24 protein-coding genes are annotated in these 20761 nt (G+C 70.2%); 4 read left to right on the forward strand and 20 right to left on the reverse strand.

The window, feature by feature from the left end:
- Window positions 1–46: 46 nt before the first annotated feature.
- The 7 genes from FK268_RS17180 to FK268_RS17210 form a co-directional block, all read right to left on the reverse strand.
- A complete protein-coding gene (locus FK268_RS17180) occupies window positions 47–148 on the reverse strand; it encodes a 30S ribosomal protein bS22 (protein WP_003402602.1) in 102 nt (33 codons plus the stop codon).
- 164 nt (window positions 149–312) lie between these two features.
- Entirely contained in the window at window positions 313–558 is a 246-nt protein-coding gene (locus tag FK268_RS17185; RefSeq protein WP_068523814.1) for a helix-turn-helix domain-containing protein, read from the reverse strand.
- Window positions 559–686: 128 nt separating this feature from the next.
- A complete protein-coding gene (gene proC / locus FK268_RS17190) occupies window positions 687–1496 on the reverse strand; it encodes a pyrroline-5-carboxylate reductase (protein ID WP_146436270.1) in 810 nt (269 codons plus the stop codon).
- A gap of 26 nt (window positions 1497–1522) precedes the next feature.
- Entirely contained in the window at window positions 1523–2341 is an 819-nt protein-coding gene (locus FK268_RS17195; protein ID WP_146436272.1) for a thioesterase family protein, read from the reverse strand.
- A 40-nt stretch (window positions 2342–2381) separates the two neighbouring features.
- Entirely contained in the window at window positions 2382–3233 is an 852-nt protein-coding gene (locus tag FK268_RS17200; protein ID WP_146436274.1) for a sugar phosphate isomerase/epimerase family protein, read from the reverse strand.
- Window positions 3234–3247: 14 nt separating this feature from the next.
- Window positions 3248–4447, reverse strand: a complete 1200-nt coding sequence (locus FK268_RS17205) for an Rv0497 family membrane protein (protein WP_146436275.1) — start codon at window positions 4445–4447, stop codon at window positions 3248–3250.
- 161 nt (window positions 4448–4608) lie between these two features.
- Window positions 4609–5568 carry a Ppx/GppA family phosphatase gene (locus FK268_RS17210; RefSeq protein WP_146436277.1) on the reverse strand — a complete coding sequence of 320 codons (960 nt, stop codon included), beginning with the start codon at window positions 5566–5568 and terminating at the stop codon, window positions 4609–4611.
- A gap of 48 nt (window positions 5569–5616) precedes the next feature.
- Here FK268_RS17210 and FK268_RS17215 point away from each other — a divergent pair, with 48 nt between their 5' ends.
- The gene (locus FK268_RS17215; protein WP_438696001.1) at window positions 5617–6456 is read left to right on the forward strand and encodes a DUF3109 family protein; all 840 of its coding nucleotides are present in this window, start codon (window positions 5617–5619) and stop codon (window positions 6454–6456) included.
- A 4-nt stretch (window positions 6457–6460) separates the two neighbouring features.
- Here the strand turns inward: FK268_RS17215 and FK268_RS17220 are convergent, their stop codons facing one another.
- From FK268_RS17220 to FK268_RS17240, 5 genes are all read right to left on the reverse strand, one after another.
- Window positions 6461–7150: a response regulator gene (locus tag FK268_RS17220; RefSeq protein WP_146436279.1), complete on the reverse strand. Its 690-nt coding sequence runs from the start codon at window positions 7148–7150 to the stop codon at window positions 6461–6463.
- A complete protein-coding gene (locus FK268_RS17225; RefSeq protein WP_146436280.1) occupies window positions 7147–8343 on the reverse strand; it encodes a sensor histidine kinase in 1197 nt (398 codons plus the stop codon). The genes FK268_RS17220 and FK268_RS17225 overlap by 4 nt, the downstream gene beginning before the upstream one ends.
- A 63-nt stretch (window positions 8344–8406) precedes the next feature.
- Window positions 8407–8703 (reverse strand): GNAT family N-acetyltransferase, encoded by a 297-nt coding sequence (locus FK268_RS17230; RefSeq protein WP_146436282.1) that lies wholly within the window; start codon window positions 8701–8703, stop codon window positions 8407–8409.
- A 96-nt stretch (window positions 8704–8799) separates the two neighbouring features.
- Complete coding sequence (locus FK268_RS17235) at window positions 8800–9546, reverse strand: phosphoglyceromutase (RefSeq protein ID WP_146436284.1); 747 nt, start codon at window positions 9544–9546, stop codon at window positions 8800–8802.
- Window positions 9543–10127: a TetR/AcrR family transcriptional regulator gene (locus tag FK268_RS17240; protein ID WP_231707122.1), complete on the reverse strand. Its 585-nt coding sequence runs from the start codon at window positions 10125–10127 to the stop codon at window positions 9543–9545. The genes FK268_RS17235 and FK268_RS17240 overlap by 4 nt, the downstream gene beginning before the upstream one ends.
- A 51-nt stretch (window positions 10128–10178) precedes the next feature.
- Here FK268_RS17240 and FK268_RS17245 point away from each other — a divergent pair, with 51 nt between their 5' ends.
- Window positions 10179–11021 (forward strand): class I SAM-dependent methyltransferase, encoded by an 843-nt coding sequence (locus tag FK268_RS17245; RefSeq protein ID WP_231707123.1) that lies wholly within the window; start codon window positions 10179–10181, stop codon window positions 11019–11021.
- Here FK268_RS17245 and ctaD read toward each other — a convergent pair.
- The 4 genes from ctaD to FK268_RS17265 form a co-directional block, all read right to left on the reverse strand.
- Entirely contained in the window at window positions 11018–12727 is a 1710-nt protein-coding gene (ctaD, locus tag FK268_RS17250; protein ID WP_146436288.1) for an aa3-type cytochrome oxidase subunit I, read from the reverse strand. The two genes, FK268_RS17245 and ctaD, sit on opposite strands and share 4 nt — an antisense overlap.
- Window positions 12728–12794: 67 nt before the next feature.
- The gene (locus FK268_RS17255; protein WP_146436290.1) at window positions 12795–13208 is read right to left on the reverse strand and encodes a pyridoxamine 5'-phosphate oxidase family protein; all 414 of its coding nucleotides are present in this window, start codon (window positions 13206–13208) and stop codon (window positions 12795–12797) included.
- 124 nt (window positions 13209–13332) lie between these two features.
- Window positions 13333–14109, reverse strand: a complete 777-nt coding sequence (locus tag FK268_RS17260; protein ID WP_146436292.1) for an LLM class F420-dependent oxidoreductase — start codon at window positions 14107–14109, stop codon at window positions 13333–13335.
- Between the two features lie 14 nt (window positions 14110–14123).
- Entirely contained in the window at window positions 14124–15392 is a 1269-nt protein-coding gene (locus FK268_RS17265; RefSeq protein ID WP_146436294.1) for an MFS transporter, read from the reverse strand.
- Window positions 15393–15421: 29 nt separating this feature from the next.
- Here FK268_RS17265 and FK268_RS17270 point away from each other — a divergent pair, with 29 nt between their 5' ends.
- Entirely contained in the window at window positions 15422–16327 is a 906-nt protein-coding gene (locus FK268_RS17270; protein ID WP_146436296.1) for a LysR family transcriptional regulator, read from the forward strand.
- 4 nt (window positions 16328–16331) lie between these two features.
- Here FK268_RS17270 and FK268_RS17275 read toward each other — a convergent pair whose 3' ends face one another.
- A complete protein-coding gene (locus FK268_RS17275) occupies window positions 16332–17090 on the reverse strand; it encodes a methyltransferase domain-containing protein (protein WP_146436298.1) in 759 nt (252 codons plus the stop codon).
- A gap of 35 nt (window positions 17091–17125) precedes the next feature.
- On the opposite strand from FK268_RS17275, the gene FK268_RS17280 reads away from it, so the two are divergent.
- Window positions 17126–17923 (forward strand): ABC transporter ATP-binding protein, encoded by a 798-nt coding sequence (locus FK268_RS17280; RefSeq protein ID WP_146436300.1) that lies wholly within the window; start codon window positions 17126–17128, stop codon window positions 17921–17923.
- Between the two features lie 52 nt (window positions 17924–17975).
- Here the strand turns inward: FK268_RS17280 and gap are convergent, their stop codons facing one another.
- The 3 genes from gap to FK268_RS17295 form a co-directional block, all read right to left on the reverse strand.
- Window positions 17976–18992, reverse strand: coding sequence for a type I glyceraldehyde-3-phosphate dehydrogenase (gene gap / locus FK268_RS17285; protein ID WP_146436301.1), 1017 nt, complete (start codon window positions 18990–18992; stop codon window positions 17976–17978).
- 83 nt (window positions 18993–19075) lie between these two features.
- Entirely contained in the window at window positions 19076–20104 is a 1029-nt protein-coding gene (fbaA, locus tag FK268_RS17290) for a class II fructose-bisphosphate aldolase (protein WP_146436303.1), read from the reverse strand.
- Window positions 20105–20222: 118 nt separating this feature from the next.
- Window positions 20223–20761 (reverse strand): pyruvate kinase (locus tag FK268_RS17295; RefSeq protein WP_231707124.1); only part of this gene is annotated, 539 nt, incomplete at its 5' end.

Consider the following 20761-nt stretch of genomic DNA (forward strand, 5'->3'; position numbering starts at 1 on the left):
CCGCCCATGTCCTGGGCGGGCTCTCATGAAAGTGTGACCAGAAGGCCTACTTGCCGAGTTTCCTACGCTGCACCCGGGTGCGGCGGAGCAGCTTGCGGTGCTTCTTCTTCGACATGCGCTTGCGGCGCTTCTTGATCACTGAACCCATGGGTTCCTCACGTCTCTCTATCGAATTGCCATGTTCGGTGCGCGGCGGCCGGGTACGTACAAGAGCCCCCGCGTCCACGCAGCAGGCTTCTACTCTACCCGGCGCGGCGACCCAGGCGAAATCCGCCCGTGCCGCCGCTGCCGCTGACGTCCTCCGACGAGGGTTTATCCCGCGTCGAAGAACGAGGTCTGGAGGTAGTCGTGGACCGCCTTCTCGTGGACGCGGAAGGACCGCCCCACCCGCACCGCGGGGAGCTCCCCGTTGTGCACCAGGCGGTAGACCGTCATCTTCGACACCCTCATGAGGGTGGCCACTTCGGCCACCGTCAGGAACGACGAGCCGGCTGCCTGGGGAGCCTGAGCTCCGGCACCGATCTCGGCGGGCTTGGTGTTCTTGTTTGCAGACGCCATGTAATCCCTAACCTCCGGCACATGTCGCGCCGCCGGCTTCCCCTCCGGCGGACCTGACACGCACGTGCTTCGAGCAGCTTAGCGGTACCAATGGGAATAATGCGACGGGAGTGAGCTAACCGAAGCTTCTACCCGAGCTTCCCGAGCTCGGCCGATCGCTCGGCGCAGGCCCTCGTCGCCGCGTAAAACGCAGGTCGGAGGCCATTCTTCTCCAGTTCGCGGATCGCGGCGGCCGTCGTGCCGCCCGGCGAAGTCACCGCCGCCCGGAGCTCGACGGGCGACGAAGAAGTCTCAACCATTAGTGCACCCGCGCCCGCGATCGTGTGCGTGGCGAGGGTCGTCGCCTGGTCCCGCGTGAGGCCCAGATCGACGCCCGCGTCGATCATCGCCTCGGCCACCAGGAAGGCGTAGGCGGGCCCGGAGCCGGACAGCGCGGTGAGGGCGTCGAGCTTCGACTCGGGCACGACGAGGGTCTGCCCGACGGCCTCCATCACCTCGCGGACGAGGCCCACGTGCGCCTCGCCGGCGTCGCGCCCGCCGGAGATCCCGCTCATCGACTTGCCGACGAGCATCGCCGTGTTGGGCATGACCCGCACGACGGGCGTCCCGGCGGGCAGGGCCGCCTCGTAGACCGTCGTGGGCACGCCCGCGGCCACCGATGCGACCACGGCGCCCGGACGCAGCGCCGCGGCCACGTCGGGCAGGATCGCCGAGACCACGTCGGGCTTGACCGCGATCACGACGAGGTCGGCCCCGTCGACGGCCTCCCCGACCGTGGTCACCGTCGACACCCCGTAGCGCTCGGCGAGTTCCCCGCCGCGGCCCGAGTGCGGCTCGGCGACGGTGAGGGCGCCGGGCTCGTGCCCGGCCGCGACGAGGCCGCCGAGCAGCGCCTCGCCGATCCGTCCGCCGCCGATCAGCGCGATACGACCATCCATGTCAGTGCTCCTCGATCAGGTTGGGGTCAGGACTTCGGGGCCGGCATCATCGCCAGCTGCCGGGACGTCGCCACGACGTGCCCGGATTCGTCGACGAGGACGTGGTCCTCCTCGAACCAGCGCTGCCCGACGACGGGCGCCGACGCGCGGAACCGCAGCCAGCCGTTCACCGGCTCGCGCCGCACCGAGGCGGTCAGCGTGATCGTGGGCGCCCAGCCCACGCCGCCGAGGTTCGCGACCACGGGCAGCGAGATGTCGGTCGCGAGCAGCGCGAACAGGCCCGACAGCGGCTCCTCGCGCAGGCGGACCCAGCCGCGGGTCTCGGCGGGACCCGTGCGTCCCTCGATGACGGGCAGGGTCGACGGGTCGTAGTGCACCTCGGCCACGCGGCCGACCTTGAAGATCTTGGCCGCCGGATGCTCGGGGTCCCAGGCCAGCGCGGTGGGCGGCGGCGTCGGCGGCATCGCGTCGAGCGGCAGCGCCTCGGCGTACCGCTCCTCGCCCTCGTCGCGGCGCGCGAGGGTCACCGCGGCCTGCACGTAGACGCGGTCGCCCTGCACCGCCTCGACGTTGACGAAGGACGTGGTGCGGCCGCGCTTGCGCACGTCGGTCCGCAGCTCGAGGTGCCCCGCGTCGGGTGCGCCGAGGTACTCGGCGGAGATCACGACGGGCGTCACCTCGGGATCGCCCCCGTCGTCGAGGTAGGCGGCACGTCCGGCCGCGGCGATCACGGCGAGCAGTGCTCCGCCGTGCACCTTGGTGCCCACCGTCCAGGTGGGGTCGATGTCGGCGGTGTATCCGCCGGGGGCCTTCGCAACGGAGACGAGGTCCGCGAACAAAGCCATCTGTGCGCTCTCCTTACCGGGGCACCCGCGGTGCCCGACGTCAGGCGGCAGGGTCGGTGCGCAGGTGCTCCCGCGCGAATCCCAGCGCCTCCGTGAGCATCGCACGTCGCTCCTCGGGCGTTTTCGCCGAGCCGGTCGCGATCTCGAGGATCACGTGGCCGTCGAAGCCCGACGCCGCGAGCCGGCGGCACACCTCGGCGGCCGGCTGGGTGCCGTGACCGGGCACGAGGTGCTCGTCGACGGCCGCGCCGAGGCCGTCGGTGAGGTGCAGGTGGCGCAGACCGTCACCCATCCGGTCCATCAGTTCGAGGGCGTCGACGCCCGCGGTCGCCGTGTGCGAGAGGTCCAACGTGTAGTGCGCATAGCCCACGTCCGTCGGGTCGATCGACGGTGCGAAGGCCGAGACCGCGGTGCCCGGGTGGCCCCGACGCTTGAGTCGCTCGACCGCCTCACCGCGACGCCCGAAGAAGGCGTCGAGCCGCATCGGGAACATGTTCTCCACGGCCACGGCGACGTCGGTGCCGTCCTCGAGTTCGCTCACCAGGTCGACGAAGTTCTCGGCGTACCGCCGCTGCCAGCGGAACGGCGGGTGCACGACGACGGTGTCCGCGCCGAGGTCCTCCGCGGCCGTGACGGCCCGCCCGAGCTTCGCCATGGGGTCCGGCCCCCAGACGCGCTGGCTGATCAGCAGGCAGGGCGCGTGGACGGACAGCACCGGCACGTCGTAGCGCATGGACAGGCCCGCGACGTGGGCGATGTCCTGGCTGGCCGACTCGTGCCAGACCATGAGCTCGACACCGTCGTACCCGGTCTCGGCGGCGTAGCGGAAGGCGTCCTCGAGCTTCTCGGGGTAGACCGAGGCCGTCGACAGCCCGACCGCGATCCCGCTCACCTCGCCGACAGTACTCAGTTGGAGCCGAGCACCATCAACAGCGGGCCGAAGGTGATCACCAGTCCCACGAACAGCGCCAGCCCCAACGTCAGGTAGTCGGTGGTCTTGCGCAGGTAGTGCGTGAAGGTCACGATGGCGATGATCACGATGAACGCGAGCACGGTGGCCAGCGCGATCGTCGCCTTGCCGCCGCCCCAGTTCCACAGCTTGAAGAAGCCGTAGAACAGGCCGGCGCCGGCGGCGAGGCCGAGCACGACCTCGGCGGCCAGGGCGAGCCAGCCCCGGCCCTTGCCGCTCGACGGTGCCTTCTCGTCGGCGTCCTCGGCGTCGCCCGGCGTCGCGAGGAAGTCGGGGGTCTCGGCGGCGCGCGCCTCGTCGATCTGCTGGGCGCTCATCGACGCGGTGTCGGGGGCGACGGGCGCATCGGAGGCCACGTCCGCGTCCGGCACGGCGACGGGCCGCACGTCGACGGTGTCGTCGGCCTCGATCTCGGCGAACCGCGACTGCCGTTCGCGGACCTGGGCGGTGTTGAAGTCGGCGGTCGCCATGATCGGCGCCTCGGCCTGGTCCCAGCGCGACCACGCGTAGTCGGTGCCGTCCTCGGCCTGCGCCGCGGCGGCCGCGGGCTCGGCGGCGACGTCGGCCACCTCCTCGACCGGAGCGGATTCGCCGGGTTCCTGCGGGGTCTCCGCGCCGGACCCGCGGTTCCAGCGGAGCAGTCCGCCGCGCCGGGACGGGCGCCCGGAGGGGGCCTCGGGCTCGACGGGGGACTCGACCTCGGCCTCAGCCTCGACGACCTCGACCTCCGGCTCGGGCTCGGCGGGCGATTCCTTCGCCGGGGCCGGACCTGCGTCGGCCACGGCGGCGGCGAGGAAGGAGGAGGTGATCGGCTCGTCGTCGGACTCGGCCTCGGCGACGGGCGCAGCGCCCCGCGGGGCCTCTGCCTCGGGCTCGACGGTCTCCGGCGTCACTGCCTCGGGGGCCACGGCCTCGGGGGCGGCGGGCGACGCCGCGGCCGCCGGCGCGGCGGGTGCCTGCGCGCCCGGCGCGGGCTGGTCGTCACGGACGACGGGGATCTCCCCCGTCAGCTCGGCGACGGTGATGGAGTTCTCCCCGCCGCGGTGGCGTCGGCGGCGTCCGCCCGCAGGTGCGGCCGGGGCGCCGCCTTCCCTGGCGAGCAGCTCCGCCAGCGAAATCCTTCGCTCCTCGCTCATGCACGTCACCGTCCTGTGGCTCGTCGGCCTCGTGGGCCCTGCGCGTGCCGGAATTGTCACACCCGCCACTCACGCCTATGTGGTCTCAAGCAGATTCTACGTGTACACCGCGCCGCAACCTCGGCGGCACACGCGGCGGTGCACGATGTTACTTCGTACCCTTAATGGGACTTCGCCCCGTTCTCCGGCGTGAACCCGGCCTGCGTGTCCAGGTAACGGAGGATCACGCCCTCGCGCAGCGCCCACGGGCAGATGTCGAGGGCCTCCACCTTCATCGCCCGCATCGCGGCCTCCGCGACCAGCGCGCCGGCCACGATCTGGCCGGCCCGGTCGGAGCTGAGCCCGTCCAGCTCGCGCCGGTCGGCCTCGGTCATGCGGCTGATGAAGGCGATGAGCTGACTGAGCCCCCGCGCCGTCAGCGTGCGCTTGACGCGCGGCCCGGCGGAGGAGGGCGCGGCGCCGGTCAGGCGGGCCAGTGTGCGCATCGTCTTCGACGTCCCCGCCACCAGGTCGGGTGTGCCGACGGCCTGCAGGCGTTCGGCGGCCGGCGCGATCTCCGCGTCGAGCCAGTCCCGGAGCATGCCCACCCGGCGCCGCCCGGGCGGATCGTCGGGCAGCCACTCGCGGGTGATCCGGCCGGCGCCCAGCGGCAGCGAGAGCGCCACGTCGGGCTCCTCGTCGACGCCGTTGCTCATCTCCAGCGAGCCGCCGCCGATGTCGATGTTGAGCACGCGACCGACGCTCCAGCCGTACCAGCGCCGCACGGCGAGCGCGGTGAGGCGCGACTCGTCGGCGCCGGAGAGCACCTCGACGTCGACGCCCGTGGCCTGCTTGACGTGGGCGAGCACCGTGTCGGTGTTGCTCGCGTCGCGGACCGCGGAGGTGGCGAAGGCCATCACCTCGGAGCAGCCCGAGCTGCGCGCGATCTTCGTGAACTCCTCGACCGAGGCGACGAGCGCGTCCTCGCCGGCCTGGCTGAGCCGGCCGCTGGGTTCGATCTTCTCGGCCAGGCGGAGAGTGGCCTTGGTGGAGCTCATCGGAGTCGGGTGCGCGCCCCAGTGGGCGTCGACCACGAGCAGATGCACCGTATTGGACCCGATGTCGAGGACTCCCAATCTCACCCCGCCAATCTAGACCCGACTACGGTGGCCCCTGTGACCGACCTTCCGATGCCCGGCGTGCGGCGGTCCGCCGCTCAGCCGATGGGGCGCCCCGCGCCCGAGGTCCCGCTGGACTTCCCGCGCGAGTGGCTGGAGTTCCCGGACCCGGCCGACCCCAACCACCTCATCGCCGCGGACCTGACGTGGCTGCTCTCGCACTGGACGTGCATGTTCGGCACCGCCTCCTGCCACGGCATCGAGCCGGGCCGGGAGACGGACGGCTGCTGCAGCCACGGCGCCTTCCTCTCAGACAAGGACGACAGGAAACGCCTCAAGAAGGCGGTGGCGAAGCTCACGGACGACGACTGGCAGTTCCGCGGCAAAGGCCTGGGGAAGAAGGGGTACCTCGAGGAGGACGACCTCGACGACGAGCCCGCGCTGCGGACCCGCAGGTACGACGGTGCCTGCATCTTCCTCAACCGGCCCGGCTTCCCCGGCGGTGAGGGCTGCGCCCTGCACGCCATGGCGCTGCGGACCGGCGTGGAGCCGCTCACCGTCAAGCCCGACGTGTGCTGGCAGCTGCCCGTCCGGCGCACCCAGGAGTGGATCGAGCGCCCCGACGGCGAGCAGATCCTGCGCACCACGATCGGCGAGTACGACCGCCGCGGGTGGGGCGCGGGCGGGCTGGACCTGCAGTGGTACTGCACGGGCTCGCCGGAGGCGCACGTCGGCGCGCAGCAGGTGTGGCAGAGCTACGCCCCGGAGCTGACCGAGTTGCTGGGCGAGGAGGCCTACGCCGCGCTCGCTCGCGAGTGCGAGGCCCGCCAGGACCGGCTCGTCGCCGTGCATCCGGCCACCGCCGCCGCGACCGAGCGGCAGAGCTACGACATGAAGTACGTGGAGCTGTAGCCGCTCAGGGCTCGAGTTTGTAACCCAGGCCGCGGACGGTGACCAGGTGCTTCGGGTTGGCCGGATCCGCCTCGATCTTGCTGCGCAGGCGTTTGACGTGCACGTCGAGGGTCTTGGTGTCGCCCACGTAGTCGGCGCCCCAGACGCGGTCGATCAACTGACCGCGCGTGAGCACGCGGCCGCTGTTGCGCAGCAGGTACTCGAGCAGGTCGAACTCCTTGAGCGGGAGGGTCACGACCTCTCCCCCGACGGTGACCACGTGCCGCTCGACGTCCATCCGCACCGGGCCGCCCTCGAGGACGCCGTCGTCGAGGCCGTCCGCGGCGGCCGTGTCGGCACCGCGGCGCAGGACCGCGCGGATGCGGGCGATGAGCTCGCGCGCCGAGTAGGGCTTGGTGACGTAGTCGTCGGCGCCCAGCTCGAGGCCCACGACCTTGTCGATCTCGCTGTCGCGCGCGGTCACCATGATGACCGGGACCGACGAGCGTGCGCGCAGCTGCTTGCACACGTCGGTGCCGCTCATCCCGGGCAGCATGAGGTCGAGCAGGACGATGTCGGCGCCGGCGGCGTCGAAGTGCCGCAGCGCCTCGGCCCCGTCGCCCACGACGGTGGTCTCGAACCCCTCCTTGCGGAGCAGGAACGCGAGGGGGTCGGCCAGCGACTCCTCGTCCTCGACGATCAGTACGTGTGTCACCGCAGTACATCCTCACTGTGGTCATCGCGCTCCGCAGGATCCGCGCCCGGCTCGACCGACGCCGGCAGTACCAGCGTGAAGGTCGATCCCATGCCCGGTTTGCTCCAGAGCTTAATGGTGCCGCCGTGGTTCGCGGCGACGTGTTTGACGATGGCGAGACCGAGGCCGGTCCCGCCCGTCATCCGGGACCGCGCCTTGTCGACGCGGAAGAAGCGCTCGAAGACGCGCTCCTGGTCTTCGGGGGCGATGCCGATGCCCCGGTCGGTGACCGCGATCTCGACCGACGCGGCACCGTCGGGGTCCGCGGCGGGACGCAGACGCCGGCTGATCGAGACCTGGGTGTTCTGCGGCGAGTAGGCGATCGCGTTCGAGATGAGGTTCGACAGCGCCGTGAGCAGCAGGGTGTCGTCGCCGCGGATCTCGAGGCCGGAGGGCTCGTCGACGATGAGCGAGATGTTGTTCGCCTCGGCCGAGACCTGTGCCCGCGCGACGGCCTCGCCGACCACGTCGTCGACCTCGACGCTGCCGAGATCGGGGAGCTTCTCCGCGCCCTGCAGCCGCGAGAGCGCGATCAGCTCGTTGACCATGTTGCCCATGCGCGTGGATTCGACGAGCACGCGGGAACCGAAGTGCCGCACCGCCTCCGGATCGTCGTCGGATTCGAGCAGAGCCTCGGCCAGCAGACCGATCGCACCCACGGGCGTCTTCAGTTCGTGCGAAACGTTCGCCACGAAGTCGCGGCGGGTGGCCTCCATGCGCTGGTTCTCGGTGTCGTCGTCGGCGTAGACGACGGCGTACTGCTCGTCCGGTTCCTGGCCCTCGATCAGGTCGACCCGGCAGCGCACCGCGATGGTCGCGCGGTCGGAGCGCCTCGTCACCGCCAGTTCGACGGTGCGCGGCACCCCGGATTCGAGGACGCGGGAGGCGGCCTCCCAGACGCGGTCGTCGAGGAGTTGCTCGCGGACGAGGGAGAACTCCTCGGCGCGGGCGTTGCAGAGGATCACGTCGCGGAAGCCGTCCACGACGACGAGCCCGGTGGGCGAGTCGCGGATCACCGCGCGGTGCAGTTCCGCCACCGTCATGCGGGTCGGGCCGGTCGGGACGGCAGTGGTCACCCGCTGCCGGACGCGACGAGCGAGCCATCCGATGAGGGCGCCCACCAGGGCGGACACCGCACAGAGGACCACAGTCACGCGGTCAGTGTACCCAGGTTCGCCGGCGATTCTTCACATCGGGAACGACTGGTGAACAACGGGTTACCGCTCGGCGGCGTCCTCGACAACGGAGGCGTACTCGGGGTGCTTGGCGACGTAACTCGCGACGTACGAGCAGACCGCACGGGCCTTCTTGCCGGAGTCGCGGACGTCGTCGAGCGCGGCCCGGGTGAGGACCGCCGCGTAGCCGTTACCGCCGTACTCGGCGTCGACGACGGTGTGGGTGAGCAGCCGCACGTCCGTCTCGTCGACGTAGTCGAGATAGCCCGCCTGTTCGCCGTCGACGGTGAGCACGTAGCGCTCCTGTTCCGGGGAGTGGGTCACGGTCACGTCAGCCATGTCGTCCAACCTATCGTCTCCGTCACATCGGAGCCTGAGGAAAGACTGAAGGGGCGGTACCGATTTCTCGGCACCGCCCCTTCCTCGTCCGTGGTGCTACTTGCCGCCCTGGTTGGCGACCGCAGCGGCGCCCGCGGCCGCGGCCTCGGGGTCGAGGTAGGTGCCGCCCGGGTTGGCGACGGCGCCGTCCTCGGTGAAGGTATAGGTCAGCGGGATGCCGGTGGGGATGTTCAGCGCGGCGATGTCGGCATCGGAGATGCCGTCGAGGTGCTTGACCAGCGCGCGCAGGGAGTTCCCGTGCGCGGCCACGAGCACCGTCTTCCCCTGCGCCACCTGCGGCTCGATGACGGCCTGGTAGTAGGGGACGAAGCGCTTGACCACGTCGAGCAGGCACTCCGTGAGCGGCACCTTCGGCAGGTGGGCGTAGCGCGGGTCCTCGGTCTGGCTGTACTCGTTCGCCGGGTCGATGGCGGGCGGCGGGGTGTCGTAGCTGCGGCGCCACAGCATGAACTGCTCGTCGCCGTACTTGTCCTTGGTCTCGGCCTTGTTCAGACCCTGCAGCGCGCCGTAGTGGCGCTCGTTGAGGCGCCAGTCGCGCACGACGGGGATCCAGTGCCGGTCGGCGGCGTCCAGCGCGATGTTCGCGGTGGTGATCGCGCGGCGCAGCAGCGAGGTGTAGAGGATGTCGGGCAGCAGGCCCGCCTCCTTGAGGAGCTCGCCGCCACGGGCGGCCTCGCCGCGCCCCTTCTCCGTCAGCGCCACATCGACCCAGCCGGTGAACTGGTTGGACGCGTTCCATTCGCTCTCGCCGTGACGGAGCAGAATCAGGGTGCCGTAGGTCATGGGCCGTAGTTTAACGCCCGCCGGATCGGCCCACGCAGGTCCGCGAGGCTCTCCTGCTCGGTCGTGGCGGGCCCGAGCGACCGCGCGCCGTAGAGCCGGTCGAAGAGCAGCCCCTCGAGCAGGCTGACCAGATCAGCCGCGGCAGCTCCCGGCTCCGGAGCACCGAGGCCGCGGAACAGATCCGTCGCGAGTGGGACGGAGAACAGGCAGGTGGCGAGGCCCTCCGCCAGCCCCTCGGCGGCGGCGTCCGGCGCGAGCGCGTACCGGGCCAGCGCGTCCCGACGACGCGCCTGCAGCAGCAGGTCGAGCTGTCCGGCCATCAGGTCCGCCGCCGCCTCCGGGTCGACGGTGCGCCCGCCCAACCCGGCGTCGAAGGCCGCGCGGGAGCGTTGCGCGAGCCGGCCGATCGCGGCGCGCAGCAGGTCGGACCGGGTGCGGTAGTAGTACGAGGTCGAGCCCTTCGGCAGCTCCAGCCGCCGGTCGACGGCCCCGTGCGTCACCGCGCGATTGCCACCCTCGGCGGCGAGGTCGAGCACCGCCTCGCAGATCGCCGTCCGTCGCTCGTCCACTTGCCCTCCCACGTCCGTTCCTCTATAACCATAGAGCACTCTACTTCTATAGAGGAGATGGACATGGACTCGCTCATCGGCGCCGTCGACGACACCGCCCGCTGGACCGCGCACCACCGCGCCGTGGAATCCGCGCGTCCGGACGCCCTGTTCCGCGACCCGTTCGCCGCGCGCCTCGCGGGGTCGACGGGGCGCGCCATCGCGGACGGCGCGGCGCCCGCCGCCGGTGGGGGCGACGCCTGGTACCTCACCGCCCGCACGGTGCTCCTCGACCGGGCGGTGGCCGCCGCGATCGCCGACGGCTGCGACACCGTGGTCAATCTCGGCGCGGGCCTCGATGCCCGCCCCTACCGGCTCGATCTTCCCGCCGACCTGGAGTGGATCGAGATCGACCTCCCTACGAACATCGAGCACAAGGCCGCCGTCCTCGCGACGGAGACGCCCCGATGCCGACTGCGGCGGGTGCCGCTGGATCTGGCCGGCGTGGGCTTCGCGGACCTGTTGGGCGGGCTCGCGGACCGTCGGGTCCTGGCGCTGTCCGAGGGCCTGGTCATGTACCTCTCCCCCGACGAGGCCGACACCCTCGCCGACACCCTGCTCGCGGCGGGGGTCGATCGCTGGTGCCTCGACCTCAGCGCCGCCGGGGTGGGATCGGTGATGGCGGAACGGAATCGGGGCATCCTGCGCCGCGCCCCGTGGCGGTTCCTCCCTGCCGACGGGGCCGCCCACTTCGAGCAGCGCGGTTGGACCGCGCGCGACATCGAGCCGCTCTTCCCCGCGGCGGTGGCCCTCGGCCGCTTGGACTCGCCCGAGGCGCACCGTCTGGCTGCGGGACCTCAGCCCGATCCCCGGAACCCGGGCGAGACGCCGTGGAGCGGCGTCGTGACGTACGTCCCGGCCCGCTAACGCGCGTTGTGCTTCTCCGCCCGCATGCGCTCGACCATGTGCGGGTAGTGCAGCTCGAACGCGGGGCGCTCGGAGCGGATGCGCGGCAGCTCGGTGAAGTTGTGCCGCGGCGGCGGGCAGCTGGTGGCCCACTCGAGGCTGTTGCCGAAGCCCCACGGATCGTCGACCGTGACGACCTCGCCGTAGCGGTAGCTCGTGAAGACGTTCCACACGAAGGGCAGCGTCGATGCGCCCAGGATGAACGCGCCCACGGTCGAGATCTGGTTCAGCGTGGTGAAGCCGTCCGTGTCGAGGTAGTCCGCGTACCGGCGCGGCATGCCCTCGGCGCCCAGCCAGTGCTGCACCAGGAACGTGGCGTGGAAGCCGATGAAGGTGAGCCAGAAGTGCCAGCGCGCGAGCCGCTCGTTCAGCATGCGCCCCGTGGCCTTCGGGAACCAGAAGTAGATGCCCGCGAACGCCGCGAAGACGATGGTGCCGAAGAGCGTGTAGTGGAAGTGGGCGACCACGAAATACGTGTCGGAGACGTGGAAGTCGAGCGGCGGGGACGCGAGCAGCACGCCGGTGAGGCCGCCGAAGAGGAAGGTCACGAGGAAGCCGATCGAGAACAGCATCGGTGACTCGAAAGTCATGGTCCCCTTCCACATCGTGCCGATCCAGTTGAAGAACTTCACGCCCGTGGGCACCGCGATCAAGAAGGTCATGAAGCTGAAGAAGGGCAGCAGCACCGCGCCGGTGGCGTACATGTGGTGCGCCCACACGGCCATCGAGATCGCGGCGATCGCGAGCGTCGCCATGACCAGGCCGCTGTAGCCGAAGATCGGCTTGCGGCTGAACACCGGGAAGATCTCCGAGACGATGCCGAAGAAGGGCAGCGCCAGCACGTACACCTCGGGGTGGCCGAAGAACCAGAACAGGTGCTGCCACAGGAGCGCTCCGCCGTTCGCCGGGTCGAACAGGTGGGCACCGAACTGCCGGTCCACCTCGAGTCCGACGAGCGCGGACGCCAACAACGGGAAGATCATGAGCGCGAGCACGCTCACCACGAACATGTTCCACGTGAAGATCGGCATCCGGAACATCGTCATCCCGGGCGCACGCAGGCAGAGCACCGTGGTGACCATGTTCACCGACGCGAGGATCGTCCCGAGCCCACCGACCGTGAGCCCCATCAACCACAGGTCGCCGCCGACGCCCGGGCTGTGCGCGGCGTCGGACAGCGGGGTGTACGCGGTCCAGCCGAAGTCGGCCGCGCCGCCGGGGACCATGAAGCCCGCGGACGCGGTGAGGCCGCCGAACAGGTACAGCCAGTACCCGACGGCGTTGAGCCGGGGGAACGCGACGTCGGGCGCGCCGATCTGCAGAGGCACGAGGTAGTTGGCGAAGCCGAACGCGATCGGGGTCGCGTACAACAGCAGCATCACGGTGCCGTGCATGGTGAACAACTGATTGAACTGCTCGGTGGAGAGGAACTGCAGGCCGGGCTCCGCGAGCTCACCGCGCATGACCAGCGCCATGAGGCCGCCCACGAAGAAGAACAGCATCGACGTGACGATGTACATGACACCGATCGTCTTGTGATCCGTGGTGACCACGAGGTCCCGGATCCAGCCGCCGACGGGCCTGCCGCGCGCGGGTTCGGGGCGCGCGGCGCGCAGCCGCCGCTCGGGTGCCACGTCCGTGGCGGTCGTCCTTGTTCCACCGTCCATGGATCGATCGTCGGCCGCGAACCCGCCCCGCGGCAGCGGCGGACGTCCCGACCGATGTCCCGACGGTTCAGGACCGGGTGCGGCCGAAGCCGCGGGCGCTGACCCGTTCGGCGAGGACCTCCACGACCTCGTACTTGCCGTCGTCGATGAAGGGCCGCAGCGACAGTGCGTCCGTCACCGACAGAGCGGACGAGTCCGTACGCACGCGCGCGGGCCCGCGCACGATGACGCTCCACGCCTGATCCCCACTGACCTCGTCCACCTCGAAGACGACCTCGTGCGCCACGACGGCCGAGGCGAGCTTGCTACCCGGGCCGGTCCGGAACAGGATGTTGCAGCCCTCGCCGAGCACGTAGTTGACGGGGAAGATCTCGGCGTCGCCCCCGAGCGCGATCACGACGCGCCCGACGTCCTTGCGGCGCAACAGCTCGGCCGCCTCCGCGCGATCGAGGACGGTGGTGCCGGCGGTGAATCGTTCCATGACGCGCTCCTGGGGTCGGGGCGGGCGGGTGCCCGCCGCCCCACTCTCGTCCCCGCCCGACGGTGCCCGCCAGGGACCTTCGTCGGGTCGCACGTCCCAGGACCGCCGGGAGCGGAGGCCCCGCCTACTGCGAGTCCCGCCAGCGCAGCAGCGCTTCGATGACGGTGTAGTCGAAGGCGGGCGCGGAGAGTTCGGCGGTGAACTCCGTGGCCCCCTCGGCGACGAGCTGGTCCGCGAAGGCGAGCGCCTCGTCGACGCCGACGCCGCGCGGGATGGCGACGTTGTGCGCGATCGACTTCGGATCGCGGCCGATCTTCTCGCACGCCTGCGCGAGCACCGCCGACTTGTGCCGGTAGGTCTCGAGGTCCACGAAGTAGTGCCAGACCGAGGCGTACTGCGCCACCAGCGGCAGCGTCTTCTTCTCGCCACCGCCACCGATGAGGATCGGTATGTCACGCGTGGGTGCGGGATTGAGCTTGCTCCAGCGCTCCGTGATCCGCGGCAGGGCGGTCGCGAGGTCGTCGAGACGGCTACCGGCCGTGCCGAACTCGTAGCCGTACTCGTCGTAGTCGCGCTGGAACCAGCCGGAGCCGATCCCCAGGATCAGGCGCCCCTTCGAGATGTGGTCGACGGTGCGCGCCATGTCGGCGAGCAGGTCGGGGTTGCGGTAGCTGTTGCAGGTGACCAGCGCGCCGATCTCGATGCGGGAGGTCTGCTCGGCCCAGGCCGCCAGCATCGTCCAGCACTCGAGGTGCGTGCCGTCGGGATCTCCGGAGAGCGGGAAGAAGTGGTCCCAGTTGTAGACCACGTCGACGCCCAGCTCTTCGAGCTTGGCGACGGCGTCGCGGAGCTGCTGGTACTCGGTGAAGTGCTGGGGCTGAAGCTGGACTCCGATGCGCATGCCCACGACGCTACTCAGCCCCGCGGCGCCTCGCTCCTCGAACGCGGCAGAACCGCCACGACCAGCACGAATGCCGCGGCGATTCCCACGCCGACTGCGAGCGCGATGCCCGGCCAGCCGGCCGCCGCGTAGGCGAGCCCCGCCGCCGCGCCCACGACCGACGAGCCGGCGTAGTAGCAGAACAAGTAGCCCGAGGAGGCCTCCGCGCGGTGCGAGGTGGCGAGCAGCCCCACCCAGCCGCTGGCCACACTGTGCGCCGCGAAGAAGCCGGCGGTGAAGACCACCATCCCCACGAGGACCGCCGGCGTCGAATCGGGAAGCGTGATCGCGAGGCCGGCTCCCATCGTCGCGATGGAGGCGAGGAGTACACGGCGGCGGCCGATCCGGTCCGCGAGCCTCCCCGCCGCACCGGAGGACCAGGTACCGGCCAGGTAGATCAGGAAGACCAGTCCCACCACGCCGGGGGCGAGCGCGAAGGGCTCGGCGAGGAGGCGGAAGCCGAGGAAGTTGTAGACGCTGACGAAGCCGCCCATGAGGAGGAAGGCCAGCGCGAACAGCGCTGCGAGCGCGGGCCGGCGGAGGTGGCCGAGCATGCCGCCGACCGTCGTGCGCACCGAGACCGCAGCGGGCACGTGGAACCGCGAGGCCGGGAGCGTGCGGATCATCACCACGGTGAGCACCGCCGCGGCGATCGCGAAGAGCTCCATGGCGCCGCGCCAGGGCAGCAGGTCGAGCCCCACCGCCGTCACGACACGGCCCAGCAGACCGCCGATCGTGGTGCCCGCGATGTAACGCCCCATCGCCCCACCGAGGTCGCGCCCGTCGACCTCCTCCGCCAGGTAGGCCATCGCCACGGCGGGCACCCCGGCGAGCGCGATGCCCTGCAGCGCACGGAGAACCAGCAGCACCTCCAGCGTGGGAGCCAGAGGGATCACCAGGCCCAGGACGACCGCGGCGACGGCGGACACCGTCATCACGCGGGTCCGGCCGAAACGCTCCGAGAGCGCGCTGACGGGGATGATCGCGAGCGCGAGCAGCCCCGTCGTCACCGAGACCGCGAGCGCGGAGACCGCCGGCGCGGCACCGAAGACCCGCGTCAGTTCGGGGAGCACGGCCTGCGTCGAGTACATCGACCCGAACGTGGTCAGGCCGGCGACGAACAGCGCGAGCGTGGTCCGACGGTACGCGGGCGTCCCGGCTCGCAGCGGGGCGGTCTCGACGGGGTCGGCGGTGGCGGTCACGCACTCCACCGTGCTCCGGAAAACCCGATGTGTGAAATGCATGGATCTGGGAAAGTTGATAGAACAGGCGTATGACTGCAGCTGGCAGGCTCGGCCCGAGCACCTCGGATGACCTCGTGCGCTTCATCACGCTGGCCGAGACCGAGCACATGACCGACGCCGCGGCCGCGCTGCGGATCACGCAACCCACACTCTCGCGCACGCTCGCCCGCCTGGAGGCGGAGCTGGGCGCGCCCCTGTTCGACCGGCGCCACGGACGGTTGGTGCTCAATGCGAGTGGCGAGATCTACCTCGATCACGCGCGCCGCGCGCACGCCGAGTTGGAGGCCGCCCGGGCGCAGATCGCGGACCTGCGAAGCCCGTCGCAGGGCACGATCCGGCTGTCCTTCCTGCACTCCTTCGGCGTCGCGCTGGTCCCCCGGCTGGTGTCCGGCTTCCGCGCCCGCGAGCCGCGGGTCACCTTCGAGCTGTCCCAGTTCGCGGCCGGCACCGTCACCGAGCGGGTTCTCGCCGACGAGGCGGACCTCGCCATCGTCTCCCCGCGCCCCGCCACCAGCGCTGTGGCCTTCGGCCTGCTCGCGGTGCAGCGCTTGGCGCTCGCCGTCCCCGCCGGCCACCCGCTCGCCGAGCGCGCGTCCGTGCACCTCTCGGAAGCAGCAGACGCGGACTTCATCACGATGCACCCCGAGTTCGGCCTGCGCCGGATCCTCGAGGAGCGATGCGCCGCCGCTGGTTTCCGGCCGCGGATCGCCTTCGAGTCCTCCGAGTCCTTCACCGTCGCGGGGCTGGTCGCAGCGGGGCTCGGGGTCGCACTGCTACCCGTCGACCAGGATCCGCTCTGGCCTCCGGGGATGGTGCTCGTGCCGATGTCCGGGCCCGCACCGACCCGCGAGGTGGGGCTGCTCTGGCGGCCCGACACGGCGCTGCCCCGCGCCGTCCGGGCGTTCCGCGACTACGCCCTCGCGCAGGCCGAGTGAGGGATCACCGTCGAACGGCCACGGCGAAGATGCGCCGGAACGGGAGCACCGTCCCGAAGTCCTGCGGCGGGTAGGCGATCCGCAGTTCGGCCTTGTAGCGCTCGACGAAGGCCTCCCGCTCGACGCCCTCCAGCCTGGAGAGCACGGGCCGCGCGCCGGTGCCCGCGATCCACTCGAAGACCGCGTCCTCGCCCTGCAGCACGTGCAGGTACGTGGTCTCCCAGACGTCCACGTCCCACCCCGGGCGCTGCAGGGCAGCAAGGTATTCCGCCGGATCACGGACGTCGACCCGGCGGAAGTCGGTGACGCCGAACTCGGCGGCGACACTCGCGAGCAGCGCATGCGAGGGCGCGTCCTGGTTGCCCGGCACCTGCAAGGCGAAGGCGTGGGCGGCACCGTCGGCGACGGCGGGCAGCAGGTCGATGTGCCGGTCGATCCACTGGTACATGGCATTGGAGACGATCACGTCGGGGCGCTCGCCCGCGGGCCTCCAGGTAGCCGCATCACCCGTCTCGAACGTGGCCTTCGGGTCCGCGACATCGGCGCGGGCGCGCACGATCATCTCCTCGCTGGAGTCGACCCCGTGGATCGCGGCCTCCGGCCAGCGGGCCCGCAGGGGCGCGACGTCGTTGCCGCGGCCGCACCCGAGATCGACGACGGTGCGCGCGTCGCCGGGGATCCGCGCGAGCAGGTCGAGGAAGGGTCGCGTGCGCTCGTCGCCGTAGCGGAGGTACTGGGATGGATCCCACCGGTGCGAAGTCATACAATCATCCAATCAATTGAGTGGAGAGGTGGACAGTGACCGAAACCGCGACGCACGACCCGCACGTCCTGAGCATCGACCATGTGGACCTGATCCGCAGCGGTCGCGCCCTCCTCGACGACGTCTCCCTCACCGTACGCCGAGGCGAGCACTGGGTCCTGCTGGGCGCGAACGGCGCCGGCAAGTCGACGCTGCTCGGGCTCTGCGGCGCGGTCACCCACCCGACGCGCGGCACCGTCGACGTGCTGGGCAAACGCCTGGGACGGGTCGACATGCGCGAGCTGCGCACCCACATCGGGCACGTCAATCCGCGGCACCGCCTGGACGAGCCGCTGACGGTGCGCGACGTGGTCATCACCGGCGTCACGAACACGCCGGTGTTCCCGCCGCGGTGGGCACCGACCGACGCGCAACGCACCCGCGCCGAGGAACTCGTCGAGACGCTGGGGATGTCGCGGCACATCGAGTCGCGGTGGCCCACCCTCTCGCAGGGCGAGCGCGGGCGTGCACTGATCGCCCGCGCGCTGATGGGCGATCCCGCGCTGCTCCTGCTCGACGAGCCGGCCACGGGCCTGGACCTCGCCGCGCGCGAGCGCCTGCTCACCACGGTGGACGGTGCCCGGCGCGCTCACCCCGAGCTCGCCTCGATCCTGGTCACCCACCACCTCGAGGAGATCCCGGTGACCACCTCGCACGCGGTGCTCATCCGGGACGGGCGCATCACCGCGGCGGGTGCCGTCGACGACGTTCTCACCACCGAGGCGATCAGCCACGCCTTCGACCACCCGATCGCCATCACCCGCCAGGACGGGCGCTGGACCGCGCGCTCCTAGGTCGACGGTGCCGGTCCACCGGCGAGGTCGGAGCGCGGGACGACGGACGTCGCTACAGCGACTTCCCGACGAGCCCGGTCAGGTCGACGAGGCGGTTGCTGTAGCCCCACTCGTTGTCGTACCAGGACACGACCTTGGCCTGGTCGTCGATGACCTTGGTCAGGCCCGCGTCGAAGATCGAGCTGTGCGGGTCGGTCACGATGTCCGAGGAGACGATCGGCGCGTCGTAGTACTTGAGGATGCCCTTCAGCGTGCCCTCGGAGGCGGCCTTGAGTGCCGCGTTGATCTCCTCGGCAGTGGCCTTCTTCTGCAGCTCCACGGTCAGGTCCGTGACCGACCCCGTGGGGATCGGCACGCGCAGCGCGTAGCCGTCGAGCTTGCCCTTCAGCTCGGGCAGCACCAGGCCGATCGCCTTCGCGGCGCCCGTCGAGGTGGGCACGATGTTGATCGCCGCGGCACGGGCGCGGCGAAGGTCCTTGTGCGGGCCGTCCTGCAGGTTCTGGTCCTGCGTGTAGGCGTGCACCGTGGTCATCAGGCCGCTGACGATGCCGAACTCGTCGTTGACGACCTTGGCCAGTGGCCCGAGGCAGTTCGTGGTGCACGAGGCGTTGGAGATGATGTTCTGGGTGCCGTCGTACTTGTCGTCGTTCACGCCCATCACGATGGTGATGTCCTCACCGGACGCCGGTGCCGAGATGATCACCTTCTTGGCGCCGGAGTCGATGTGGCCCTGCGCCTTGTCGCGGGCCGTGAAGATTCCGGTCGACTCGACGACGACGTCGACCCCGAGGTCGCCCCAGGGCAGCGCGGCCGGGCCCTCGCGGACCTCCAGGGCCTTGATGACCTGATCGCCCACGCGGATCTCGTCCCCGTCGGCCGTGACATCGGCGTCCAGGCGGCCGAGGATCGAGTCGAACTTCAGCAGGTGTGCCAGCGTGGCATTGTCCGTGAGGTCGTTGACCGCCACGATCTCGATGTCCGTGGTACCCAACGCCTTCTGGGCTGCCACTGCGCGGAAGAAGTTCCGGCCGATCCGGCCGAATCCGTTGATGCCTACGCGAATCGTCATGGGTGTTCCTTTCCGATGTGTCCGTTCGACGCTGTTGTCGCCGAATCGGACGAGAAATGAGTCTGTGGTGCAACCGATTCCGGTTACTTCGTGCTGATGGACTTGCCGGCGGAATGCAGGTCGTTGCAGGCCTCCACCACACGCTCGGCCATCGCGGTCTCGGCCTTCTTCAGATAGGACCGCGGATCGTAGGTCTTCTTATTACCGACCTCACCGTCGATCTTGAGCACACCGTCGTAATTGCTGAACATGTGCCCCGCGACCGGACGGGTGAACGCGTACTGGGTATCGGTGTCGACGTTCATCTTCACCACGCCGTAGCTCAACGACTCCTCGATCTCACTCTTCAACGACCCCGAACCGCCGTGAAAAACGAAATCGAAAGGCTTACTCCCCGCCGGCAGACCCAACTTCTCCGACGCGACCGCCTGACCATCACGCAGCACCTCCGGGCGCAGCTTCACATTCCCCGGCTTGTACACGCCGTGAACGTTGCCGAACGTCGCAGCCAGCAGGTAGCCCTCCGCACCTAAAGCGTCGACGGTCTTCGCGAAATCCTCATCACTGGTGAACAGCTTGTCGTTGATCTCGTTCTCAACGCCGTCCTCCTCACCACCGACCACACCGATCTCGATCTCCAGGATGATCTTCGCGGCCTTCGCCTTCGCCAACAGCTCCCGGGCGATCTCCAAGTTCTCATCCAGCGGCACCGCCGAGCCGTCCCACATGTGCGACTGGAACAACGGATTCAGCCCCTTGTCCACCCGCTCCTGCGAGACCGCCAACAACGGCCGCACATAACTGTCGAGCTTGTCCTTCGGGCAATGATCGGTATGCAAGGCGACCGTCACGTCGTACTGCGCGGCCACCACATGCGCGAACTCCGCCAGCGCCACCGCACCGACCACCATGTCCTTGACCGCCAGACCCGAGCCGAACTCGGCACCACCGGTCGAGAACTGAATGATCCCGTCACTGCCCGCATCGGCGAAACCCTTGATCGCCGCATTGATCGTCTCGCTCGACGTGCAGTTGATCGCCGGAAAGGCGTATCCGCCCTCACGAGCGCGGTCCAGCATCTCCCGGTAGGCCTCGGGGGTTGCGATCGGCATGTCTGTCCTCTCATGGGCAGGTTCTCGTCTGAGTAGGTCTGAATACGTTGGGCCGGTTCGGCCCTCGGCCGGCGCGATGCCGGATCTCGGTGGGCGGCTCTCGATCGAGAGCTCGCCGTCAGTGGTCTTCTTCGCCGATGCGGTGCACCTGGATCAGGTTGGTCGAGCCGATGGTCCCGGGAGGCGCACCGGCCACGATGACCACCTGATCACCCTTCGAGTACCGCCCGATGCCCTCCAACGAATGATCGACCTGCTTGATCATCGCGTCGGTGCTATCGGCACCGTCGACCAAGAAGGTCTCCGTACCCCACGACAGCGCCAGCTGGCTGCGCACCTCCGGCAACGGGGTGAAAGCCAACAACGGCAACCTGGTGTGCAGGCGAGCCAGCCGACGCACCGTATCGCCCGACTGCGTGAACGCCACCAGCGCCTTGGCGTTGAGCCGCTCCCCGATATCCCGCGCCGCATAGGAGATGATCCCCCGCTTCGTCCGCGGAACATGATTGAGCGGCGGCACCGACGGCCCGCCCTCCTCCACAGCGTGCACGATCTTCGCCATCGTCCGCACCGTCTCGATCGGATACTTACCCACCGAGACCTCACCCGAGAGCATCACCGCATCCGCACCGTCGAGCACCGCGTTCGCAACATCCG

Origin of the sequence: Tsukamurella sputi (assembly GCF_007858445.1) — a bacterium.
In the GTDB taxonomy this organism is placed as follows: domain Bacteria; phylum Actinomycetota; class Actinomycetes; order Mycobacteriales; family Mycobacteriaceae; genus Tsukamurella; species Tsukamurella sputi.

What these genes read in the sequence shown, in the direction of transcription:
- FK268_RS17180 (WP_003402602.1), bottom strand. Translation starts at nt 148, where the DNA reads ATGGGTTCAGTGATCAAGAAGCGCCGCAAGCGCATGTCGAAGAAGAAG.
- FK268_RS17185 (WP_068523814.1), bottom strand. Translation starts at nt 558, where the DNA reads ATGGCGTCTGCAAACAAGAACACCAAGCCCGCCGAGATCGGTGCCGGA.
- proC (WP_146436270.1), bottom strand. Translation starts at nt 1,496, where the DNA reads ATGGATGGTCGTATCGCGCTGATCGGCGGCGGACGGATCGGCGAGGCG.
- FK268_RS17195 (WP_146436272.1), bottom strand. Translation starts at nt 2,341, where the DNA reads ATGGCTTTGTTCGCGGACCTCGTCTCCGTTGCGAAGGCCCCCGGCGGA.
- FK268_RS17205 (WP_146436275.1), bottom strand. Translation starts at nt 4,447, where the DNA reads ATGAGCGAGGAGCGAAGGATTTCGCTGGCGGAGCTGCTCGCCAGGGAA.
- FK268_RS17215 (WP_438696001.1), top strand. Translation starts at nt 5,617, where the DNA reads ATGCCCGGCGTGCGGCGGTCCGCCGCTCAGCCGATGGGGCGCCCCGCG.
- FK268_RS17230 (WP_146436282.1), bottom strand. Translation starts at nt 8,703, where the DNA reads ATGGCTGACGTGACCGTGACCCACTCCCCGGAACAGGAGCGCTACGTG.
- FK268_RS17235 (WP_146436284.1), bottom strand. Translation starts at nt 9,546, where the DNA reads ATGACCTACGGCACCCTGATTCTGCTCCGTCACGGCGAGAGCGAATGG.
- FK268_RS17245 (WP_231707123.1), top strand. Translation starts at nt 10,179, where the DNA reads ATGGACTCGCTCATCGGCGCCGTCGACGACACCGCCCGCTGGACCGCG.
- ctaD (WP_146436288.1), bottom strand. Translation starts at nt 12,727, where the DNA reads ATGGACGGTGGAACAAGGACGACCGCCACGGACGTGGCACCCGAGCGG.
- FK268_RS17255 (WP_146436290.1), bottom strand. Translation starts at nt 13,208, where the DNA reads ATGGAACGATTCACCGCCGGCACCACCGTCCTCGATCGCGCGGAGGCG.
- FK268_RS17260 (WP_146436292.1), bottom strand. Translation starts at nt 14,109, where the DNA reads ATGCGCATCGGAGTCCAGCTTCAGCCCCAGCACTTCACCGAGTACCAG.
- FK268_RS17265 (WP_146436294.1), bottom strand. Translation starts at nt 15,392, where the DNA reads ATGCATTTCACACATCGGGTTTTCCGGAGCACGGTGGAGTGCGTGACC.
- FK268_RS17270 (WP_146436296.1), top strand. Translation starts at nt 15,422, where the DNA reads ATGACTGCAGCTGGCAGGCTCGGCCCGAGCACCTCGGATGACCTCGTG.
- FK268_RS17275 (WP_146436298.1), bottom strand. Translation starts at nt 17,090, where the DNA reads ATGACTTCGCACCGGTGGGATCCATCCCAGTACCTCCGCTACGGCGAC.
- gap (WP_146436301.1), bottom strand. Translation starts at nt 18,992, where the DNA reads ATGACGATTCGCGTAGGCATCAACGGATTCGGCCGGATCGGCCGGAAC.
- fbaA (WP_146436303.1), bottom strand. Translation starts at nt 20,104, where the DNA reads ATGCCGATCGCAACCCCCGAGGCCTACCGGGAGATGCTGGACCGCGCT.